The 20237-nt window shown below is 55.0% G+C and carries 19 protein-coding genes; 15 read left to right on the top strand and 4 right to left on the bottom strand.

The window, feature by feature from the left end:
- Nucleotides 1–5 precede the first annotated feature (5 nt).
- Nucleotides 6–632 carry an ABC transporter permease gene (locus H6B31_RS01795; protein WP_204896932.1) on the top strand — a complete coding sequence of 209 codons (627 nt, stop codon included), beginning with the start codon at nt 6–8 and terminating at the stop codon, nt 630–632.
- Nucleotides 629–2164: a glycine betaine ABC transporter substrate-binding protein gene (locus H6B31_RS01790; protein ID WP_243418795.1), complete on the top strand. Its 1536-nt coding sequence runs from the start codon at nt 629–631 to the stop codon at nt 2162–2164. The genes H6B31_RS01795 and H6B31_RS01790 overlap by 4 nt, the downstream gene beginning before the upstream one ends.
- A 126-nt stretch (nt 2165–2290) precedes the next feature.
- On the opposite strand, the gene H6B31_RS01785 is transcribed toward H6B31_RS01790, so the two are convergent.
- Both H6B31_RS01785 and H6B31_RS01780 read right to left on the bottom strand, forming a co-directional pair.
- The gene (locus H6B31_RS01785) at nt 2291–2671 is read right to left on the bottom strand and encodes a DUF4363 family protein (RefSeq protein ID WP_204896931.1); all 381 of its coding nucleotides are present in this window, start codon (nt 2669–2671) and stop codon (nt 2291–2293) included.
- Nucleotides 2668–3363: a DUF421 domain-containing protein gene (locus tag H6B31_RS01780; RefSeq protein WP_204896930.1), complete on the bottom strand. Its 696-nt coding sequence runs from the start codon at nt 3361–3363 to the stop codon at nt 2668–2670. Before H6B31_RS01780 ends, H6B31_RS01785 begins: the two co-directional genes overlap by 4 nt.
- A gap of 224 nt (nt 3364–3587) precedes the next feature.
- Here H6B31_RS01780 and H6B31_RS01775 point away from each other — a divergent pair, with 224 nt between their 5' ends.
- The 3 genes from H6B31_RS01775 to guaA all read left to right on the top strand — a co-directional run bounded on the left by H6B31_RS01775 (nt 3588) and on the right by guaA (nt 9702).
- Nucleotides 3588–4670 carry a carbamoyl phosphate synthase small subunit gene (locus tag H6B31_RS01775; protein ID WP_204896929.1) on the top strand — a complete coding sequence of 361 codons (1083 nt, stop codon included), beginning with the start codon at nt 3588–3590 and terminating at the stop codon, nt 4668–4670.
- Nucleotides 4670–7876: a carbamoyl-phosphate synthase large subunit gene (gene carB, locus H6B31_RS01770; RefSeq protein WP_204896928.1), complete on the top strand. Its 3207-nt coding sequence runs from the start codon at nt 4670–4672 to the stop codon at nt 7874–7876. Before H6B31_RS01775 ends, carB begins: the two co-directional genes overlap by 1 nt.
- Before the next feature lie 284 nt (nt 7877–8160).
- Nucleotides 8161–9702: a glutamine-hydrolyzing GMP synthase gene (gene guaA / locus H6B31_RS01765; RefSeq protein ID WP_204896927.1), complete on the top strand. Its 1542-nt coding sequence runs from the start codon at nt 8161–8163 to the stop codon at nt 9700–9702.
- Between the two features lie 293 nt (nt 9703–9995).
- Here guaA and H6B31_RS01760 read toward each other — a convergent pair whose 3' ends face one another.
- Entirely contained in the window at nt 9996–10484 is a 489-nt protein-coding gene (locus H6B31_RS01760) for a helix-turn-helix domain-containing protein (RefSeq protein ID WP_204896926.1), read from the bottom strand.
- Between the two features lie 303 nt (nt 10485–10787).
- On the opposite strand from H6B31_RS01760, the gene H6B31_RS01755 reads away from it, so the two are divergent.
- The 5 genes from H6B31_RS01755 (at nt 10788) to H6B31_RS01735 (ending at nt 14228) form a co-directional block, all read left to right on the top strand.
- Nucleotides 10788–10991, top strand: coding sequence for a MerR family transcriptional regulator (locus H6B31_RS01755; protein WP_204896925.1), 204 nt, complete (start codon nt 10788–10790; stop codon nt 10989–10991).
- 2 nt (nt 10992–10993) lie between these two features.
- Nucleotides 10994–12076 (top strand): site-specific integrase, encoded by a 1083-nt coding sequence (locus H6B31_RS01750; RefSeq protein WP_204896924.1) that lies wholly within the window; start codon nt 10994–10996, stop codon nt 12074–12076.
- A 4-nt stretch (nt 12077–12080) separates the two neighbouring features.
- Nucleotides 12081–12416, top strand: coding sequence for a plasmid mobilization protein (locus H6B31_RS01745; protein WP_087236779.1), 336 nt, complete (start codon nt 12081–12083; stop codon nt 12414–12416).
- Entirely contained in the window at nt 12406–13581 is a 1176-nt protein-coding gene (locus H6B31_RS01740) for an AAA family ATPase (RefSeq protein WP_204896923.1), read from the top strand. The genes H6B31_RS01745 and H6B31_RS01740 overlap by 11 nt, the downstream gene beginning before the upstream one ends.
- 401 nt (nt 13582–13982) lie before the next feature.
- The gene (locus H6B31_RS01735) at nt 13983–14228 is read left to right on the top strand and encodes a DUF6061 family protein (RefSeq protein ID WP_204896922.1); all 246 of its coding nucleotides are present in this window, start codon (nt 13983–13985) and stop codon (nt 14226–14228) included.
- Nucleotides 14229–14285: 57 nt separating this feature from the next.
- Here the strand turns inward: H6B31_RS01735 and H6B31_RS01730 are convergent, their stop codons facing one another.
- Nucleotides 14286–14597 carry a helix-turn-helix domain-containing protein gene (locus H6B31_RS01730; protein ID WP_050624078.1) on the bottom strand — a complete coding sequence of 104 codons (312 nt, stop codon included), beginning with the start codon at nt 14595–14597 and terminating at the stop codon, nt 14286–14288.
- A gap of 109 nt (nt 14598–14706) precedes the next feature.
- On the opposite strand from H6B31_RS01730, the gene H6B31_RS01725 reads away from it, so the two are divergent.
- From H6B31_RS01725 to H6B31_RS01705, 5 genes are all read left to right on the top strand, one after another.
- Nucleotides 14707–15174: a hypothetical protein gene (locus H6B31_RS01725; RefSeq protein WP_204896921.1), complete on the top strand. Its 468-nt coding sequence runs from the start codon at nt 14707–14709 to the stop codon at nt 15172–15174.
- Between the two features lie 65 nt (nt 15175–15239).
- Entirely contained in the window at nt 15240–15449 is a 210-nt protein-coding gene (locus H6B31_RS01720) for a helix-turn-helix domain-containing protein (RefSeq protein WP_054338619.1), read from the top strand.
- Between the two features lie 103 nt (nt 15450–15552).
- Nucleotides 15553–16542: a restriction endonuclease gene (locus H6B31_RS01715; protein WP_204896920.1), complete on the top strand. Its 990-nt coding sequence runs from the start codon at nt 15553–15555 to the stop codon at nt 16540–16542.
- A gap of 44 nt (nt 16543–16586) precedes the next feature.
- Complete coding sequence (locus H6B31_RS01710) at nt 16587–19037, top strand: type I restriction-modification system subunit M (RefSeq protein WP_204896919.1); 2451 nt, start codon at nt 16587–16589, stop codon at nt 19035–19037.
- The gene (locus tag H6B31_RS01705) at nt 19031–20212 is read left to right on the top strand and encodes a restriction endonuclease subunit S (protein WP_204896918.1); all 1182 of its coding nucleotides are present in this window, start codon (nt 19031–19033) and stop codon (nt 20210–20212) included. Before H6B31_RS01710 ends, H6B31_RS01705 begins: the two co-directional genes overlap by 7 nt.
- Nucleotides 20213–20237: the final 25 nt, after the last annotated feature.

The following is a 20237-nucleotide window of genomic DNA, read 5'->3' as shown; positions in this document are numbered from 1 at the left end:
ATGCGTTGACGATTCAAGATCTTCCCGCCAAATTAGTGCAGCATCTCTTTTTCACCCTGGTCCCCGTGGCCATTGGTTTCCTGCTAGGGGTGCTCATCGGCATCCTGCTGTCCCGGAAGCCCAAGCTCTCCGGCATCGTCCTGCCCATCCTCTCGGTGTTCAACACCATCCCCGGCATCGTCTTTATCGGACTGCTGGTACTGGTGTGGGGGGCCCAGTCGGCGACAGTGCTGGTGGCTCTGGGGGTGTACGCCACCTTCCCGGTGCTGAAAAACACCTACGCGGGACTGGTATCGGTGGACCCGCAGTATATTGAGGCCGCCAAGGGCTGCGGCATGAGCGCCATGCAGAGCCTGACCCAGGTGGAGCTCCCCCTGGCCATGCCCACCATCATCGGCGGGCTGCGCATGTCCACCGTCTACACCGTCAGCTGGGCCGTGCTGGCCTCCATGATCGGCGGCGGCGGCCTGGGTGATTTCATCTATGCCGGTCTAAGCTCGGATAACAGCGAGCTCATCCTCATGGGAGCGATTCCGGCTGCGCTGCTGGCCTTTGTGCTGGGCTCCCTGGTGGACGCCCTTCAGCGAAAAGTGGTTCCCAAGGGAATCCGGAGGGGAGGGAGCGCCGCATGACTTTCACCATGATTCTGGAGCACATGTCCCTGGTGGTGGCCGCTCTCCTCTTCGCGATTCTGGCAGGCATTCCCTTGGGCATCATCTGCTATTTCTACCCCTCCACCCGCAAGGTGATTCTCCGGGTGGTGGACCTGATTCAGACTACCCCCGCCCTGGCACTGCTGGGCATCATCATGGTCATCATGAACCCGGGCAAGCCCACGGTCATCGTGGGTCTGGCCCTCTACTCCCTACTGCCCATTGTGCGCAACACCTGTCTGGGACTGGATCAGGTGCCGGAGCACCTGATTGAGGCGGGCAAAGGGATGGGCATGACCCGGATGTACCGCCTGATCCATGTGGAGATTCCCATTGCCGCCCCCATCATCTTCACCGGCATCCGCATCGCCACCGTCACCGCCATCGGCACCGCAGTGTTCGCCTCCTTCGTGGGCGGCGGCGGGCTGGGCAGCGTCATCACCACCGGCATCCGCCAGGAGGACATGACAGCCATCCTGGGCGGCACCGGGGTGCTGATGGCTGCCGCCCTGATCCTGGACCTGCTCATGGGGCTGGCCGAGCGGTACCTGAACAGCCGGAGCAGCCAGCGCTCCAAAGGCAGCCGGTATGCCGCCCGGGGCGCGGCCGTCCTCTCCGCCGCCGCTGTGGTGGTCCTGTGCGTCTACGCCTTCCTGCCCAAGAGCACTGAGGGCCTGCTTCTCTATGAGGGGCAGTACTCCGAAATAAAGCTGGTCAACAGTATGATCAAGCAGCTGGTGGAGGACCGCCACGACCTCACCGTCACCATTCAGGATGAGATGACCGCGGTGAACAACTTTAACGCCATGACGGGAGACAACCACACCTGTGACCTGATGTATACCTGGGACGGAACTCTCTTGACGACAATTATGGGGCTGGACACCACCGACATCCCTGATGGGCAGACCCTTTACGACTTTGTCAATGAGAAGATGAACGACGAGTACGATATGCACATGCTGGGCAAAATCGGCGTCAACAATACCTATATCCTGGGCGTCACCCAGGAGGTGGTGGACACCTACAATCCCAAGACCATCAGCGACCTGGTCCCCATCGCCGGGGAGCTGCGCTTCGGCGCCGAGCAGGACTTCTTCACCGACGCGGGCAATATGAAGTTCGGCCCCATGGCGGAAGCCTATGGCCTGGAGTTTGCCGAGGTCAAGCCGGTGGATATTATGATGAAGTATACTCTGGTGGAGCAGGGGGCCTACGACGTAATGGTGGTCTACGCCACCGACGGTCTGAACAAGCGGGCCAACCTGACCCTGCTGGAGGACGACCAGCACTTCTTCCCCGACTACTACGGCACCATTCTGGTGCGCAACGACGTGTTTGAGCGCTTTGCCGACCAGGCCCCCGAGCTGGAGGACACCCTGAAGCTCCTCAACAACCAGTTCACCGACGAGATGATGAGTGAACTCACCTACTACGTGGACGTGGAGGGCCGGGATGTGGACGAAGTGGCCCACGAGTTCCTGGTCAGTGCCGGGCTTCTGGAGGAGTAACCGCTCGATTTTGTCATATTGGTTCCTATCAATAGGTACAAAACAGCCGCCCGGGACTTCCCGGGCGGCTGTCTTTCATTTTTTTCGAGAGGGTTTCGCCGCCCCGGCGGCGAAACCCTTCCCTCCTTAAAAAATGTTTACCAGCGACGGCTGCTCCATCTCGGCCAAAAGCTCCAGCTGGGTCATCAGCTCCGCGTTGGCGGCGGTGTACTGGTCGGTCTCCTCCAGGGCCAGGTACTGCTCCAGTGCTCGGAAGGAGCTCAAAATCTCATCGGTATCGCTGTGCCGCATAAGGATGTGGAGATACGCCTCATGGTCCTGCCAGCTTTGGAACGCCTGCCCGCTCAGTTCGGCGGCCCCCTCCCAGTCCCCCTGTGTGGTCCGCTCCTGGGCCTGCTTCAGCTGCTGGATCATTCCGCCGGTCAGCCGTTCGGCGTACCAGGCGTTCCACAGAGTGCCTCCCAGCAAAACCGCCAGAATGGCTGCCGCCGCCCACAGACGTTTCATGCTCTTCTCCCCTCTTCCTGCTCTGACCGGGGCGCCAGATAGACGCCACCCACCTCATCCACCGTCATCAAAAACACCTGGTCCGGCTCCTTCAGCCCGTGCTTTGAGAGCTGCTTTTGCAGCCACACCCCGTCGTAGCCCCGGGCGGTCAGGTTTTGGGCCAGGAGCTTTCCGTCGCTGATGAGCACCAGGGGCAGTCCGGTCTCCTTCGCCTCCAGCCCCAGCTGGCTCTGGGTGGGGGGCTTCTCCCGCTCCCAGGGCAGGATGGACAGCTGGCCGTTGGTCTCCAGGATGGCGTACTCGATCCCGGCGGGACCCGCATACCCCTGGGCCCGCAGCTCCTCCAGCAGCTCGTCCACCGTCAGCCGGTTGCGGCGCATCTCCCCCTGGTCGATCTTCCCCTTGCGGATGATGACGCTGGGCCGGCCGCACAGGAGAGTACGGAACCGGGTACTCTTCATGGTGAGTACCGACAGGATCATGGTCAGGGACAGCAGGGTCAGAATGGGCACGATCCCCGTGAGCAGGGGGATGCCGAAATCCTGCATAGGGACGGCGGCCAGATCGGCGATGATCAGAGAGAGCACCAGCTCCGAGGGCTCCAGCTCCCCCACCTGTCGCTTGCCCATAAGCCGGATGCCGGCAATGATGAGCAGGTATAGGATGATGGTCCGGATCAGTCCGGTAAACATGTCGGTCACCTCACTGCAGAGCGCGAGTGCGCTTTTGGTTCAGTCTTTCCTCCTCTTGGAGAAAGTATCCGAGAGATCCCCCATACCGCGGAAAAAGTTTTATGAAAAAAGATTCCCCCACCCCTTGCAAAGCGCGTCGATTTCCGATACAATATCTTGAAACACTTTGCGCGTGGATCGTATCTGAATTGTGAACTGGAACGGAAGGGCGTGTGAGAGAATTGATGAAAGCGACTTTGATCCTGGCCAACGGAAGCGTATTTTCCGGGACCAGCATCGGCAGTACCTCCGACCGGGTGTGCGAGATGGTGTTCAACACCTCTATGACCGGGTATCAGGAGATCCTGACCGACCCCTCCTACGCGGGACAGGGGATCGTGATGTCCTATCCCCTCATCGGGAACTACGGCGTCAACCATGAGGACAACGAGTCCAGCCGTCCCTGGGCGGAGGCCTTTGTGGTCCGTCACCTCTCCCCCATTGGAAGCAATTTCCGCTGTGAGGAGACGCTGGACCACTACCTGAAAAAACACGACATCACGGGCATCGAGGGGGTAGACACCCGTGCCCTGACGAAAATACTCCGCAGCCAGGGGAGCATGAACGGCATGGTCACCTGTGCGGAGCATTTTAATGTAGCGGAGATCCTGGAGAAGCTGAAGGCCTACCGGGTGGAGGGCACCGTGGAGCGTGTCTCCCGGAAGGAACCCGAGGACTGCCCCGCCTACGGCGAGGAGAAGTACAAGGTGGCCATGATGGACTACGGCGTGAAGCAGAACATGATCGAGTGCCTGCGCCGCCGGGGCTGCCATGTCACCGTGTTCCCCGCCGCCACCCCCGCCGAGACCATTCTCGCCGGCGGCTTTGACGGGGTGATGCTCTCCAACGGCCCCGGCGACCCCGCCGACAATGTGGCCATCATCGGGGAGGTCAAGAAGCTCTATGAGAGCACCCTCCCCCTGTACGCCGTCTGCCTGGGCCACCAGCTGATGGCCCTGGCCACCGGCGCCAAGACCGGCCGGCTGGCCTACGGCCACCGGGGCGGCAACCACCCGGTGAAGGACCTGGCCGAGGACCGGGTGTTCATCACCAGCCAGAACCACGGCTATGTGGTGCTGTCCGAGACAGTGGACCCCGCCGTGGCCGAGGTGTCCCACGTGAACGTGAACGACGGCACCTGCGAGGGCCTGCGCTACAAGCGCCCCAACTGCTTCACCACACAGTTCCATCCCGAGGCCAGCCCCGGCCCCAAGGATACGGAGTACCTGTTCGACCGCTTTGTGGCTTCTATGGGAGGTGACCGGTAATGCCGAAGAATCCGAATATCAAAAAAGTTCTGGTGCTGGGCTCCGGCCCCATCGTCATCGGCCAGGCCGCCGAGTTTGACTACGCCGGCACCCAGGCCTGCCGCGCCCTGAAGGAAGAGGGCATCGAGGTGGTGCTGGTGAACTCCAACCCCGCCACCATTATGACGGACAAGGACATCGCCGACCATGTGTATATCGAGCCCCTGAACATCCCCTCCGTCACCCAGGTTATTGAGAAGGAGAAGCCCGACTCCATCCTGCCCACCCTGGGCGGCCAGACCGGCCTGAACCTGGCTATGGCTCTGTACGAGGACGGCACCCTGGAGAAGTACGGGGTGAAGCTGCTGGGCACCAGCCCCGACTCCATCCGCAAGGCGGAGGACCGCCAGGGCTTCAAGGACTGCATGGAGTCCATCGGCCAGCCCTGCGTCACCTCCGAGGTGGTGGAGAGCGTGGAGGACGCCGTGGCTTTCGCCGAAAAGATCGGCTACCCGGTCATCGTCCGCCCCGCCTACACCCTGGGCGGCACCGGCGGCGGCATCGCCTATGACCGGGCCTCCCTGGAGGAGATCTCCGACCGGGGCATCCACCTCTCCCGCGTGGGCCAGGTGCTCATCGAGCGGTGCATCGCCGGCTGGAAGGAGATCGAGTTCGAGGTCATGCGGGACGGCGCGGGCAACGTGATTACCGTGTGCTCCATGGAGAACATCGACCCCGTGGGCGTGCACACCGGCGACTCCATCGTGGTGGCCCCCACCCAGACCCTGGCCAACAAGGAGTACCAGATGCTCCGCACCGCCGCTCTGGACATCATCACCGCCCTGGAGATCGAGGGCGGGTGCAACGTGCAGTTCGCCCTGAATCCCGACAGCTATGAGTACGCGGTCATCGAGGTCAACCCCCGTGTGTCCCGCTCCTCCGCCCTGGCTTCCAAGGCCACCGGCTACCCCATCGCCAAGGTGGCCGCCAAGATCGCCCTGGGCTATCACCTGGACGAGATTCCCAACGCGGTGACCGGCAAGACCACCGCCTGCTTCGAGCCCACTCTGGACTACTGCGTGCTGAAAATCCCCCGTCTGCCCTTCGACAAGTTCACCACCGCCAGCCGCACCCTGGGCACCCAGATGAAGGCCACCGGCGAGGTCATGGCCATCGCCAACTCCTTCGAGGGGGCCCTGATGAAGGCCATCCGCTCCCTGGAGCTGAACGTGCGCGCCCTGAAGCTGGACAAGCTGGAGGGCCTGTACACCGACGAGATCGAGGACCTGCTGGTCCAGGTCACCGACGAGCGTTTGTTTGTGGTGGCTGAGGCTCTGCGCCGCGGGTTCTCCCCCCAGAAGATCAACCACATCACCAAGATGGACATCTGGTTCCTGGAGGGCTTCCAGCGGATCATCGACATGGAAAACGAGCTGGAGCGCTGCAAGGGCGTGCCCTCCGCCGACACCCTGAAGCGGGCCAAGGAGATGTGCTTCGCCGACAGCTATATCGGCACCCTGTGCGGCATGAAGCAGGCCGAGGTCAAGGCCCTGCGGGAGAAGTACGGTATTGTCCCCTCCTTCAAAATGGTGGACACCTGCGCCGCTGAGTTCGATGCGGAGACCCCCTATTACTACTCCTCCTACGACGGGGAGAACGAGGCTGTGGAGACCAGCGATCGCAAGAAAGTGCTGGTACTGGGCTCCGGTCCCATCCGCATCGGCCAGGGCATCGAGTTCGACTACTGTTCCGTCCACTCCGTGTGGGCCTTCAAGCGCATGGGCTTTGAGACCATCATCATCAACAACAACCCCGAGACCGTCTCCACCGACTTCGACGTGGCTGACAAGCTGTACTTCGAGCCCCTCACCGCCGAGGACGTGCAGAACATCGTGGAGCAGGAGAAGCCCTGGGGCGCCGTGGTCCAGTTCGGCGGACAGACCGCCATCAAGCTGGCCAAGGCCCTCACCGAGATGGGCGTCCAGATCCTGGGCACCTCCGCCGACGGCGTGGACGCCGCCGAGGATCGGGAACGCTTCGACGAGATTCTGGAGAAGTGCGGCATCCCCCGCGCCAAGGGCCGCACCGTCTTCACCACCCAGGAGGCCCTCCAGGCGGCCAACGAGCTGGGCTACCCCGTGCTGGTCCGTCCCTCCTACGTGCTGGGCGGCCAGGGCATGGAGATCGCCTACAACGACCGCAACATTGAGGACTTCATGAAGATCATCAACATGACTGTCCAGGAGCACCCCATCCTTATCGACAAGTATCTGATGGGCCGGGAGCTGGAGGTGGACGGCGTGTTCGACGGGGAGGACATCCTCATCCCCGGCATCATGGAGCACGTGGAGCGGGCCGGCGTCCACTCCGGCGACTCCATCGCAGTGTATCCCCCCATCAACCTGGAGGACAAGCACCGTGAGCTCATCCTGAAGCACACCAAGAACATGGCCAAGCACCTGAACGTCATCGGCCTCATCAACGCCCAGTATATCCTCTACAACGACGACATCTACGTCATCGAGGTCAACCCCCGCTCCTCCCGCACCATCCCCTATATCTCCAAGGTGACCGGCGTTCCCATCATCGACCTGGCCACCAAGGTGATGCTGGGGCAGAAGCTGAAGGACCTGGGCTACGGCACCGGCATCTACAAGGAGGCCGACTACTACGCCGTCAAGGCCCCCGTGTTCTCCTTCGAGAAGCTCACCGACGTGGACACCGGCCTTGGCCCGGAGATGAAATCCACCGGCGAGGTGCTGGGTCTGGCCGAGACCTATCCCCAGGCCCTTCTGAAGGCCTTCAAGGGCTGCGGCCTGCGGGTGCCCAAGCGGGGCAGCCGGATCATCGTCACTGTGAAGGACGAGGACAAGCCCGAGATGATTGGCATCGCCCGGGGCTTTGAGGAGATGGGCATTGAGATCTACGCCACCTCCGGCACCTGCGACGCCCTCACCGCTGCTGGCATCGCCTGCAAGCGGGTGAACCGGGTGTCTCAGTCCCACCCCAATATCCTGGATATGATCCAGAGCGGCACCGTGGACCTGATCATCAACACCCCCACCAAGGGCCGCAAGCACGACAGCGACGGCTTCAAGATCCGCCGCTCCGCCGTGGAGCACTCTGTGGCCTGTGTCACCGCCATCGACACCGCCCGGGCCGTCCTCACCGTCCGGGAGCAGAGCCGCAGCGAGGACCTGACCCCCATCGACATCACCAAGATTTAACCCCAAACACTTCGGGGAGGGGATACTTCCCCTCCCCGGCTGTTTTTTCCGGATACGAAAAAACCACACCCTCCGGTGTGGTTCTCCAGAAAATGTATGCTCACCGCTCGCTGGCGGATACTTCCTTGCACTCGTAGATCAGGTCCTCCAGATCGGCGGCGGCATCCCAGTGAAGCTCCATATTGTTCACCTCCTTTGTTTTTCTTTAGTATAATCGCTTCCGTTTCACCCAACAAGAAGCCTGGAGTAAAACGCAGGTAAAATTTTTTAGAAAGGGTGCTTTTATGTCTCATCAGACTGTTATCGTGCTGGACTTCGGCGGACAGTACAACCAGCTCATTGCCCGCCGGGTGCGGGAGTGCAGCGTGTACTGCGAAGTCAAGCCCTACACCACTCCCCTCTCTGAGTTGAAGGCCATGAATCCCATCGGCATCATCTTCACCGGCGGCCCCAACAGCGTGTATCTGGACTCCTCCCCCAAGGTGGACCCGGAGATCTTCACCTGGGGCGTGCCCATTCTGGGCATCTGCTACGGCTGCCAGCTGATGGCCCACCTGCTGGGGGGCCAGGTCACCGAGGCCCAGGACGACTCCGCCCGGGAGTACGGCAAGACCCAGACCTACTATGACACCACCTGCAAGCTGTTCCATGGCCTGCCCCAGCAGGGCATCTCCTGGATGAGCCACGGGGACTACATGGCCAAGGTGCCCGAGGGCTTCGCCCTCACCGCCCACTCCGACGCATGCCCCAATGTGGCCATCGCCGACGATACCCGTGGCTTCTACGGGGTGCAGTACCACCCTGAGGTCAACCACACGGAGAACGGCATCGCCATGATCCGCAACTTCCTCTATGAGGTGTGCCTCGCCAAGGGCGACTGGACCATGGAGGACTACTGTAAGACCGCCATCCAGCAGGTCCGGGAGAAGGTGGGCTCCGGCAAGGTGCTTCTGGCTCTGTCCGGCGGCGTGGACTCCTCCGTGGTGGCCGCCTTGCTGGCCGAGGCGGTGGGCAAGCAGCTCACCTGCGTCTTTGTGGACCACGGACTCATGCGGAAAAACGAGGGGGACGAGGTGGAGGCTGCCTTCGCCAAGTGGGACATCAACTTCGTCCGGGTGGACGCGGAGCAGCGCTTCCTGGGCAAGCTGGCCGGGGTCTCCGAGCCCGAGCGCAAGCGGAAGATCATCGGCGAGGAGTTCATCCGGGTCTTTGAGGAGGAGGCCAAGAAGATCGGCACCGTGGACTTCCTGGCCCAGGGCACCATCTACCCCGACGTGATCGAGTCGGGTACCGGCGACGCCGCCGTCATCAAGAGCCACCACAACGTGGGCGGCCTGCCCGACTACGTGGACTTCAAGGAGATCATCGAGCCCCTGCGCCTGCTATTCAAGGACGAGGTCCGACAGCTGGGCCGGGAGCTGGGTCTGCCCGAGTACCTGGTATCCCGCCAGCCCTTCCCCGGCCCCGGCCTGGCCATCCGTATCATCGGCGAGATCACCAAAGAGAAGGCCGATCTGCTCCGGGACGCCGACTTCATCTTCCGGGACGAGATCGCCAAGGCCGGCGAGGACAAGAACCTGAACCAGTATTTTGCTGTCCTCACCAACACCCGTTCCGTGGGCGTCATGGGCGACGGACGCACCTATGACTACACCCTGGCCCTCCGCGCCGTCACCACCAGCGACTTCATGACCGCCGACTGGGCCAGAATCCCCTACGACGTGCTGGACCGCATCAGCGTGCGCATCGTCAACGAGGTCCAGGGCATCAACCGGATCTGCTACGACATCACGAGCAAACCCCCCGCCACCATCGAGTGGGAATAAGCAAAAAGTGGATATGAGGGCCCGCAAACCCTTGAAAATACTGACTTTTTGATTTTTCAAATTCCCATTTGATAGCAGATTGATAGCACTCGTCAAATCCCAATTTATTGAGTTTGAAAAGAAAAATCGGGTGGCTTGCGAGTAGCCTAAAAATCCTCATCTTTTTATTCATAAGTAAAAGGTCTAACTGATTTTTGCTAATCAGTTAGACCTTTTTTATTTTGCTCTCATTTATCTAAATTTTCTGATTTTGTGCAACAAATGGCCTTTCCCGTGGCCTACAAGTGAGAGGGTTAGATCAGACCCTCTGGCAGTACCTTAGCGCGGATCTGGTTGCTGTCGTACTCCGGGTAGTGGTAACGCCAGCGGTCATAGTCCTCCTGAGAGATCTTACCAGCTTCCAATTTGGCCGCCTGTTCCCGCCAGGCCCAAAGCATCTCATGCAGCCGGGCAGCATCCTTGTTTTTGCGGAAATCCACCTGCAAGGCAAGCTCACCGTCCTGCTCCGTGACCTTCAGCCCGTAGTTGTCCTCCAGGGTGAACAGGGTGTGCATCAGCCCCACATAGGAGTCTATATCCGGGACGGAAAGAGCATGGGGCGAGACATCCAGTACCTGTGCCAGGGCAGCAGTCAGGTCCGCCTTAGGGGTTCTTGATCCTGTTTCGTACTGTGCTAGGCGCACATCGGCAGACTTCTCCGGGAAGCCCAGCGCCATACCAAGATATTTCTGTGTCATCCCCCGCAGGAGACGGAAAAAGTGAATCCGTTCGCCAATCGCCATACATCCAGCTCCCATCTATGGTTGTTCTTATAAGCAACATAGCATAGTTGTTTAGTTTTGTCAAGATAATCTAAGCAAATTTATTTAATAATATTTCTTCTAAAAGGCTTGAACTAAGCTTATATGTATAGTATTATGAGGATACTGAGCGAATAAGCTTAGACAATATAGCGCATCAAATGAGCCGCCAGATTTTTGGTTGCGAAACGGAGAAAAAGTGGCGGACATAAGTAAGGAGGCATTTATGAAACACAACGCTTGCAGTCCACAGTCACCAACGACTAAGAAAGGAAGGTATTTATCATGGAAAACCAGATTTTTATGCGCGTCAATGAAGTGGCCGAGGAGCTGGGGGTGTCCGTACCCTACGCCTATAAGCTCATCCGGCAGATGAACGAGGAACTGGCGAAAACCGGCTGCATCACGATTTCCGGCCGGATCGACCGCAAGTTCTTCCACGAGAAGTTTTATGGCACGAGAACCGAAACAGCGAGAAAGGGGGAGTAATCATGGCAGCGTTTAAAAACAAGGACAACGGCACCTGGTATGTGCAGTTCCGCTACACCGACTGGAAAGGTGAGCGCCAGCAGAAGCTCAAAAGGGGCTTTGCCACCAAGCGAGAGGCGCTGGAATGGGAACGGGAGTTCCTGATGGAAAAGCAGGCCGATGTGAACATGACCTTCGAGAGCTTCGTCGCCCTCTATGAGAGGGACATTAAGCCCAAGTTGAAGCTCAACACCTGGCTCACCAAGGAGAGCATTATCAAAAAGAAAATCCTGCCCTATTTTGCCAAGCGGAAGCTTTCGGAGATCACAGCCAAGGACATTATGCGCTGGCAGAACGAGATCCGGGAGATGCGGGACTGTCACGGCAAGCCCCTGTCAAAAACTTACCTTAAAACCGTTCACAATCAACTTAGTGCAATTTTCAACCATGCTGCCCGGTTTTACGGCCTGAACCTCAACCCGGCCCGGCAGGCGGGCAACATGGGGGCGGAGGAGCGGAAGGAAATGCTGTTCTGGACCCGGGAGGAGTACACTAAGTTTTCCGAGGCCATGATGGATAAGCCGCTGTCCTTCTACGCCTTTGAGGTGCTTTACTGGTGCGGCATCCGGGAGGGTGAGCTGCTGGCCTTGACCCCGGCGGACTTCGATTTTGAGAAGCGCACCCTCACCATCAATAAGTCCTATCAGCGGCTCAACAAGCAGGATGTCATTACCACCCCCAAGAAACCAAAGAGCAACCGGGTGATTCAGATGCCCCAGTTTCTCTGTGACGAGCTTCAGGACTACCTTAAGCAGCTCTATGGCGTGGAGCCGGACAGCCGGATGTTCCCCATCAGCAAAAGCTATCTTCACCGGGAAATGGACCGTGGCTGCAAGCAAACTGGGGTGAAAAGGATTCGCATACACGATTTGAGACATAGCCACATCAGTTTGTTGATCGACATGGGCTTTACTGCCCTGGCTATTGCGGAGCGCGTAGGACACGAGAGCATCGACATCACCTACCGCTACGCTCATTTGTTCCCCACCCGTCAGGTGGAAATGGCCGATAAGCTGGATTCACTGAAAAATGAGAAGGGAGTGTAAGAAAATGTCCAAGAAGAACTACGATAACCACAACCGCTGGAGGAACAAGACGGTGGCTTTCCGGGTGTCGGCGGAGGAAGACCTCCATCTGGAAGCCCTGGTGAAGCTCACAGGCCTGACCAAGCAGGACTACATCATCCGGCGGCTGCTGGAACGGGATGTGGTGGTCCAGGGCAACCCCAGGGTCTACAAGGCCCTGCGGGACCAGCTGGCCGCCGTGCTGGACGAACTCCGCCGGATCGAAGCTGGGCAGGGCGTAAACGGCGAGCTGCTGGACACCATCCAGATGATCGCCACCATTATGAACGGGATGCAGGAGGATTTCGCCTATGATCAATGAAAAAAAGAAAATGACCGCCCAGGGCTCATCTGTTGGCGCAGATGATGGGCAGTCAATCTCTCAAAATTCCAAGACCACTATACCAGACCCGGACGAAAAAAGCAATTCCCCAAGAAGAGATTTGGAGGAACTTTACCGAAAGATGCGCCGCATGAGCGACCCAGCTTACCTGCATACTGTGACCCTGGACGAGCTGATGGACAATGTGTTCGAGGGCAAGTCTGCGGTGATTGAAAATCTGCTCTATACAGGAGCGTACATCCTTGCCGGAGCGCCCAAAATCGGCAAGTCCTTCTTGGTTGCACAGATCGCCCACCATGTCAGTACCGGGCAAGACCTGTGGGGCTACAAAGTACATCAGGGAACGGTTCTCTATCTGGCGCTGGAAGATGACGAGAGCCGCCTGCAGCGCCGGATGTTCCGTATGTTCGGTGTGGAGGGGACAAGCTCCCTCCACTTCGCTACCAGCGCTAAAATGATCGGTGGTGGCCTAGATGAACAGCTGGAAAAGTTTGTTCGGGAACACAGTGATACCAAGCTGATTATCGTGGATACCCTGCAAAAAGTCCGGGAGGCAGTGAGCGATAGTTACAGCTACTCCAGCGACTATGAGGTAATCGGCAAGCTGAAGCAATTTGCTGACCGATATGGCGTTTGCGTCCTGATTGTCCACCACACCAGAAAGCAACCTGCGGGAGATAGCTTTGAAATGATTTCCGGCACCACGGGCTTGCTGGGCTGTGCGGATGGTGCGCTCCTGATGCAGAAGGAAAAGCGGACGGATAGCAGGGCCACCTTGGAAGTGGTAGGCAGAGACCAGCCGGATCAGCGGTTGTATCTGAGCAAAGACCAAGAGAGCCTAGTTTGGGGGCTTGACCATGCAGAGAATGAGCTTTGGAAGCAGCCTCCAGACCCGGTACTGGAAGCCGTAGCAAAGATCGTATCTGCTGACAACCGCGAATGGGAAGGCAGTCCCACCGAGCTGGCCCAGGCAATTCAAACAGATATGGCGGTAAATCGGCTCACCAAGCATCTGAATGTGAATGCCAGCCGCCTGTTGGAAGAACATCAGGTAAAGTATGAGAACAAAACCAAGCACGCCGGGCGGCGTATCCGGCTGACCTACATGGTGGTGGAAGCACCTGCGTTTGAAGTAATCGAGTAAAGCGCGACGCTCGCAACGGTCGCGGAAAGAAAAAGATGGGGTGGTATTTTGCCACCCCATCTTCAAGGAGGATGCCCCATTTTAGGACACCCTAAAAGTATCAGAGGATGTCGCGATTCACGACACCCTATGCCCCGAAACAGGGCACCGGGTACAGGGGCAAAAAGCGTTCGGAGAACGCGCAGCCACAGAATGAAATTCTGTGTTCAGAAGGGGCTTGGGGGCGCTGCCCTCAACAAGCAGACGGCAGGGAATGTGAGTGTGTATTAACACTCGCATTGCTTGCCGGATTTGTGTGTGGCTATCCACACGCATTGCTTGCCTGTATCTAAAACAACCGAAACGGCCCTTGTGCCGCTGCGGAAAATCAACTGAAATTCAAGTATTGGGAGGTAACGAGTATGAGAAAGATTTTGTCCTGTGAGTTCAACCCGGACACTGCCTGCGTGGAGCTGTGCATGGAAGATGGAACCCTGTTGTCCATCGACTGCACCGCCGTGGAGAACGAGGTAGCGAACAGTATGTACCAGCGGTCAGAACTGGACTGGCTGATCTATAATGATCCGCTGTCCTATGCCGAACTGATTGTGAATGGGGACCCTGAATTGTATCTAAAAGCAGTAACAAAGAAAACTCCGTTAGATTGATGGCAAAGAAAATCCGCCAGAAGCAGCACTCTAAAGGGTGCGCCTCTGACGGATTTTTTACATCTTATCAATCAAAGCAAATACAACAGCCTGCTGTTCTTCACTTAGTCTTGACCAGCGTTCCAGAAGCTTTTTCTGCGCCTCAGTTAAGGAAACCGGTGCATCTTCTTCGGCAAACAGTTGAGATAGCGTAATGCCAAAGGCTGTGCAGATTTTCTCCAGGGATGGAATGGTCGGAACCATATTCTTGCGATACCATGAGGAGATCGTGGATTGCGGCAAACCGGAGCGTTCTGCAAGCTGATACTCTGTCCAGCCCCGCTCCTCTCGATACGCGGTTATAACCGAGAGAATATCCTTCACCTGCATCACTCCTTTGCTTGTGTTCTTCGTAAATTATACTTTGATAAATCGTTGTGATTTAATCATTTATATCGTATAATTTTAACGATAAACACAACTAAAAGGAGGGAGAAATTTGGGAGGAAAAAGCTGTTTTTTCATCGGGCACAGGGAAACATCGGAGGCAATTTACCCGGCATTGTATGCGGTTGTGGAGCAGCACATTTTGGAATATGGCGTTACAGAATTTATCGTTGGCCACTACGGCGGATTTGACCGTCTTGCAGCGTCAGCAGTCAAAGAAGCAAAGCGTTTCTACCCAGAAGTGAAGCTCACTTTGCTATTGTCATATCATCCGGCAGAGCGGCCCATCCCAACACCCGATGGATTTGACGGAACATTCTATCCACCGGGGATGGAAAGCGTTCCGCGCAAGATCGCAATCGTGAGAGCAAACCGCTATGTTGTGGATCATGTAGACTACCTCATTGCCTATGCGTGGCACCCTGCCAGTAATGCACGGGAGCTGGTGGAGTATGCAAAAAGGCGAGTAAAGAAAGGCTCTCTTTTCATAACAGTGATAAAGCATAATGATTCGACATAAAGTTGAGTTTTTCACGAAAGTGTGATAAAATAAATCCAAGCATTTCTTGCTTTGGAGGGACTAAAATGGCGATTTGTTATGACCGCTTATTCCACCTGATGATTGATAAAAAGATAAGCAATGCACAGCTAAAAGAGAAGGCCGGTTTTAGTGCCAATATTATCACCCGCCTAAAGCGCAACGAGTATGTTTCCATCGAAAGCATCGAGAAGATTTGTCGCGTGATGGAGTGTGGCGTGGACGATATTCTGGAGTTTGTTCCGGAAGAAAAATAAGCATGAATTTTGACAAAGTGGTTTGATATTTGAAGGTAACTTTCGGGACACAAGACCTTTGCAGCTGAAAAGCTGCGAAAGATTGGATAGGAGTGTGGCTGTGATGGCAGCAGCAAACAAAACAGTTTGGGGAATTCATACGATGGACGATCCCCTTTTTTTGCATCAGAATCTAATTGCAATTGGCTGGGAAGAGATGGGCGACTTGTCGGTCATAAGTGCATCTCGTGATGCCTACAAAGAAAAATATATTGCGACCTATCCGGACGCTAAAAAAGGTTCGATTGCCACAAGTGCTGGAATGCTGTACCGGTTTGTTCATGAAGTGCGAGAAGGCGATTATGTCGTGTTCCCATCTAAGATCGACCGTAAAATCAATATTGGAATCGTTGAGAGCGCCTATTTTTATGATAGTACAGCTGCACAGTATCACAATCGTCGGAAAGTAAAGTGGCTCAAACATCTGCCTCGTACGGCTTTTTCGCAAGGGGCTCTGCATGAAGTCGGTTCGGCACTGAGCTTTTTCCAGGTGAAAAATTATGCGGATGAGTATTTTAAGGCTCTGGATAAAGATTTCAAAGGCAATATTTTGGAGCCGGATACCGATGAGACAGTGGCACAAACGGCGGATGAAATTATCGAGGCTACCCGAGATTTTATCTTAAAAGAGCTGAGCAAAAATCTGAAAGGATACGATCTAGAGCCGTTTGTCGCAAATCTTTTGCAGGCCATGGGCTATCGCACGATCCTGTCTCCGCATGGTGGAGACAGCGGTATCGACATTACCGCCTATAAAGATGAACTGCCGCCCCGCATTGTTGTCCAGGTCAAAAGCCAAGATGGAGATATTAAAGAGACTACCATCCAGTCTCTGAAAGGTGCTATGCGTGAAGGAGATTATGGCCTGTTTGTGACACTGTCCAACTATACCAAAAATGCGCAGAAATACCTGGATAACACCCCTATTATTCGCGGCATTAACGGCACAGAACTTGTGGATCTGGTCTTGAAATATTACGATCAGCTCAGTGTCAAATACCGCAAAATGATCCCCCTGAAAATGGTGTACATCCCCGTTCCGCCAGAGGAGTAAATGGGAACCTGACAGGAAATTAAAAAGAGAACGGAGAGGTACCGATGGCAATCAAAAAGAGCGAAATTTACAGCCAGATATGGGCTGCGTGTGATAAACTGCGGGGCGGTGTGGAACCGGCCCGTTATAAGGATTATATTCTGACACTGCTGTTTGTGAAGTATGTGTCCGACCGCTTCAAGAGCAGTGATAACTGGGACATTGAAGTGCCAGAAGGCGGCAGCTTTGACGATGTTATTGCCTTGAAATATAAGAAAAACATTGGTGAAGGCATCAATATCATCATTGGCAAGCTGGCAGAAGCCAACGACTTGAAAGGCATTATCGACATTGCCGACTTCAACAGCGAGGAACTGGGCACCGACAAGGAAGCGGTAGATAAGCTCTCTGGTCTCGTGGAAATTTTCCAGAAACCGGAGTTGGACTTCACCAACAACCGCGCTGGCGGTGATGACATTTTGGGCGACGCCTACGAATTTTTGATGCGGAAATTTGCCCAGGATTCCGGCAAGAGCAAGGGCCAGTTCTATACACCGGGCGAAGTCTCTCGGATTATGGCAAAGGTGATTGGTATTGATAAAGCCACCGATCCCAGCATGACAGTCTACGATCCTGCTTGCGGTTCCGGTTCGCTGCTGATTCGTGCGGCGGATGAGGCCCCCTGCGAGATCTCCATCTATGGACAGGAAAAGGACAACTCCACCGCCGGTCTTGCCCGCATGAATCTGGTCCTACACAACAAGGGCGCTGGCGTCATTGTCGGCAATAAAAGCACCTTGTCTGCACCCCAGTATAAAGATGAGAACAACCCTGAACTGCTGAAAACCTTCAACTACATCGTAGTTAATCCGCCCTTCTCGGATAAATCCTGGATGGATGGCATTACGATCCCTGATTCTTATGGGAGATACAGCGAGACTGTGTTGGGCGTGCCGCCGGAGAAAAACGGCGACTACGCTTGGCTGCTGCATGTCCTGAAATCTTTGAAATCTACCGGCAAGGCAGCAGTCATTCTGCCTCATGGTGTGCTGTTCCGTGGCAATGCCGAGGCTGACATCCGCAAAAAGATCATTGACCGGGGTTATATCAAAGGCATTATTGGTCTGCCTGCTAACTTGTTCTTTGGCACAGGAATTCCTGCCTGTATTCTGGTGCTGGACAAAGAGGATGCTGCTGATCGTACCGGCATTTTCATGATTGACGCCAGCAAAGGCTATGTAAAGGATGGCAACAAGAACCGCCTGCGGGAACAGGATATTCACAAGATCGTGACCACCTTCCTTACAATGGATGAATCGGACCCCAAGTATGCCCGGTTTGTTCCGAACGAGGAGATCAAAGTCACCAACGAGTACAACCTGAATATCCCGCGCTATATTGACAGCAGTGAGCCGGAAGATTTACAGGACATCAATGCTCACCTGAACGGCGGCATTCCGGAAACCGATGTGGACAGCATGGCGGAGTATTGGGCGGTGTACCCCTCTTTAAAAGAGATTCTGTTCCAGCCGCTGCGTCCGGGGTATCTGCGTCCGGCGGTGGGCAAGGACGAAGCGGTTTCCACGATTACCTCCCACCCGGAGTTTATCCGCCATGCCGACCAGGTGGACGATGCCTATACCCGATGGAAGGAGACCGTTACCCACGATTTGATGCAACTCGGTCGGGATATTCACCCCAAAGAGCTGATTGCCAAAATTTCCGAGCAGCTTCTGGATGATTTTGCTCAGGTGTCGCTTCTCGATAAATATGATGTCTATGAAGTGCTGATGGAGTACTGGGCGGAGACCATGCAGGACGATGTGTATGCGGTCTGCTATGACGGCTATGAGGCTGGGCGAGAAATTGCCTATGAGTATGTGACCAAGAAGAAAAAAGAAAATGGCCAGACCATCGAGGTCAAGACCGATAAGATCAAGGGCTTTGAGGGTAAGCTGCTCCCCAAGGCTTTGATTGCTGTACACTTTTTTGAGGAGGATGTCAAGGCGCTGGATACCCTTCAGGGCCAACTGGATGAGGTGTCCACCAAGTTGGAAGAACTGGCCGAAGAAAATGGCGGTGAGGACGGACTGTTTGCTCAGCTGGATGATCTGAAAAAAGCCACTGTCAGTGCCCGGATCAAGGCAATCAAAAAAGATCCTACTGCCAAGGAAGAATTGGCTGCATTGAAGGAGTATATATCCCTGTTGGATGCCGAAAGCAATTACAAGAAGGCAATTAAGCAGGCCGAGGCAGACCTGGACACCAAACTGGAGAAAAAGTACCCCCAGCTTACGCTGGAGGAAATTCGTCATCTACTGGTGGAGGAAAAGTGGTTTGCTGCTATTTACAGTGAAATTGATGCCATTCACGAGGCAGTGTCTCATCATCTTTCTGCCCGTGTGACCCAGCTGGTGGAGCGGTATGAGTATACCCTGAAGGAATGTGAGAATGAAGTAGACCGGTACGAGGCAAAGGTCAAATCTCATCTGGAAAGGATGGGATTTGCATGGTGAAAAAGAAATCTATATTTCCGCTAACAAAACTTTCTGATGTGGTTTCTATGAAAAGTGGCGAGTCAATCACAGCCGAAAGAATAACTTCTGAAGGAAAGTTTCCTTGTTTTGGTGGAAATGGGCTCCGAGGATATACAACTACCTTTACGCATGATGGAAGTTATACACTAGTAGGACGGCAAGGAGCTCTCTGCGGAAATGTAACATTTGTAAGTGGTCGCTTTTATGCGTCTGAACATGCTATTGTAGTAACGCCTAAAAAGGAAACAGATATTAAGTTCATATCCTATGTGTTATACGATATGAACTTGAATCAATATTCGGAATCCTCGGCACAGCCTGGTTTATCAGTAAAGAAACTTTTGGAATTAGAATACCCTATTCCCCAAAATAAGGAAGAACAGACTGCTATTGCCGAAGCCCTTTCCGATGTAGATAGCCTGATTTCCTCCCTGCAAAAGCTGATTGAGAAAAAGAAAGCTATCAAGCAGGGAGCCATGCAGGAACTGCTTACCGGCAAAAAACGCCTGCCGGGGTTTTCTGGGAAGTGGGAAACTAGAAAAGTAGGTGAGCTTTGCAGTATAGTTACAAAGCAAACAGGCTTTGATTATACATCTATAATTAAACCGAATTTGCTTGAACATCCACAGTCTAATGCAATGCCAATGATTCAAACCAAGAATTTTGAAGGGAGAAAGTTTGACTTTGCTACAGATTACTATCTTCCCACTGATATTGCCAAAGTATTTGACAAAATAGTTTTAAATACGGTTTGTTTGCTTTTTTCTATCGTAGGTGCAAGTGTGGGGAATATTGGATTGTTCCCCGGAGACAAAGTCGCATTTTGTGGTGGAGCGATTGGAATTGCAAAATTCTATCATGAAATAGATGCCGTTTATGCTTTTTATTATTTTTTATCTGAATCTGGGCAGCAGCAAATACGCAATGTTACAAAAGGTGGGGCACAAGCTACTGTGACGATTGAAGATATTCGTGAGTTTACAATACCATATCCCAATCTCAAAGAGCGTACGATGATAGCTCAAACGCTTTCTGATATGGACAGTGAAATTGAGCAGCTAGAAAAGAAACTAGCAAAGTACCAGCAGATCAAGCAGGGCATGATGCAGGAGCTACTCACCGGACGGATTCGTCTGGTGGATCAATATAATTGATTTTATTACAAAGGAAGTAAGGTAG

Origin of the sequence: Pseudoflavonifractor capillosus (assembly GCF_016899775.1) — a bacterium.
Taxonomy (GTDB): Bacteria; Bacillota; Clostridia; order Oscillospirales; family Oscillospiraceae; genus Lawsonibacter.
This window is presented reverse-complemented; position numbering and strand designations above follow the sequence as displayed.

Bases quoted from the DNA above. Each gene is read 5' to 3' on its own strand.
- H6B31_RS01740 (WP_204896923.1), top strand. From the start codon at position 12,406: ATGATCAATGAAAAAAAGAAAATGACCGCCCAGGGCTCATCTGTTGGC.
- H6B31_RS01730 (WP_050624078.1), bottom strand. From the start codon at position 14,597: ATGCAGGTGAAGGATATTCTCTCGGTTATAACCGCGTATCGAGAGGAG.
- H6B31_RS01785 (WP_204896931.1), bottom strand. From the start codon at position 2,671: ATGAAACGTCTGTGGGCGGCGGCAGCCATTCTGGCGGTTTTGCTGGGA.
- H6B31_RS01710 (WP_204896919.1), top strand. From the start codon at position 16,587: ATGGCAATCAAAAAGAGCGAAATTTACAGCCAGATATGGGCTGCGTGT.
- H6B31_RS01760 (WP_204896926.1), bottom strand. From the start codon at position 10,484: ATGGCGATTGGCGAACGGATTCACTTTTTCCGTCTCCTGCGGGGGATG.
- H6B31_RS01720 (WP_054338619.1), top strand. From the start codon at position 15,240: ATGGCGATTTGTTATGACCGCTTATTCCACCTGATGATTGATAAAAAG.
- H6B31_RS01735 (WP_204896922.1), top strand. From the start codon at position 13,983: ATGAGAAAGATTTTGTCCTGTGAGTTCAACCCGGACACTGCCTGCGTG.
- H6B31_RS01780 (WP_204896930.1), bottom strand. From the start codon at position 3,363: ATGTTTACCGGACTGATCCGGACCATCATCCTATACCTGCTCATCATT.
- H6B31_RS01755 (WP_204896925.1), top strand. From the start codon at position 10,788: ATGGAAAACCAGATTTTTATGCGCGTCAATGAAGTGGCCGAGGAGCTG.
- H6B31_RS01775 (WP_204896929.1), top strand. From the start codon at position 3,588: ATGAAAGCGACTTTGATCCTGGCCAACGGAAGCGTATTTTCCGGGACC.
- H6B31_RS01715 (WP_204896920.1), top strand. From the start codon at position 15,553: ATGGCAGCAGCAAACAAAACAGTTTGGGGAATTCATACGATGGACGAT.
- H6B31_RS01790 (WP_243418795.1), top strand. From the start codon at position 629: ATGACTTTCACCATGATTCTGGAGCACATGTCCCTGGTGGTGGCCGCT.
- H6B31_RS01745 (WP_087236779.1), top strand. From the start codon at position 12,081: ATGTCCAAGAAGAACTACGATAACCACAACCGCTGGAGGAACAAGACG.
- guaA (WP_204896927.1), top strand. From the start codon at position 8,161: ATGTCTCATCAGACTGTTATCGTGCTGGACTTCGGCGGACAGTACAAC.
- H6B31_RS01750 (WP_204896924.1), top strand. From the start codon at position 10,994: ATGGCAGCGTTTAAAAACAAGGACAACGGCACCTGGTATGTGCAGTTC.
- carB (WP_204896928.1), top strand. From the start codon at position 4,670: ATGCCGAAGAATCCGAATATCAAAAAAGTTCTGGTGCTGGGCTCCGGC.
- H6B31_RS01705 (WP_204896918.1), top strand. From the start codon at position 19,031: ATGGTGAAAAAGAAATCTATATTTCCGCTAACAAAACTTTCTGATGTG.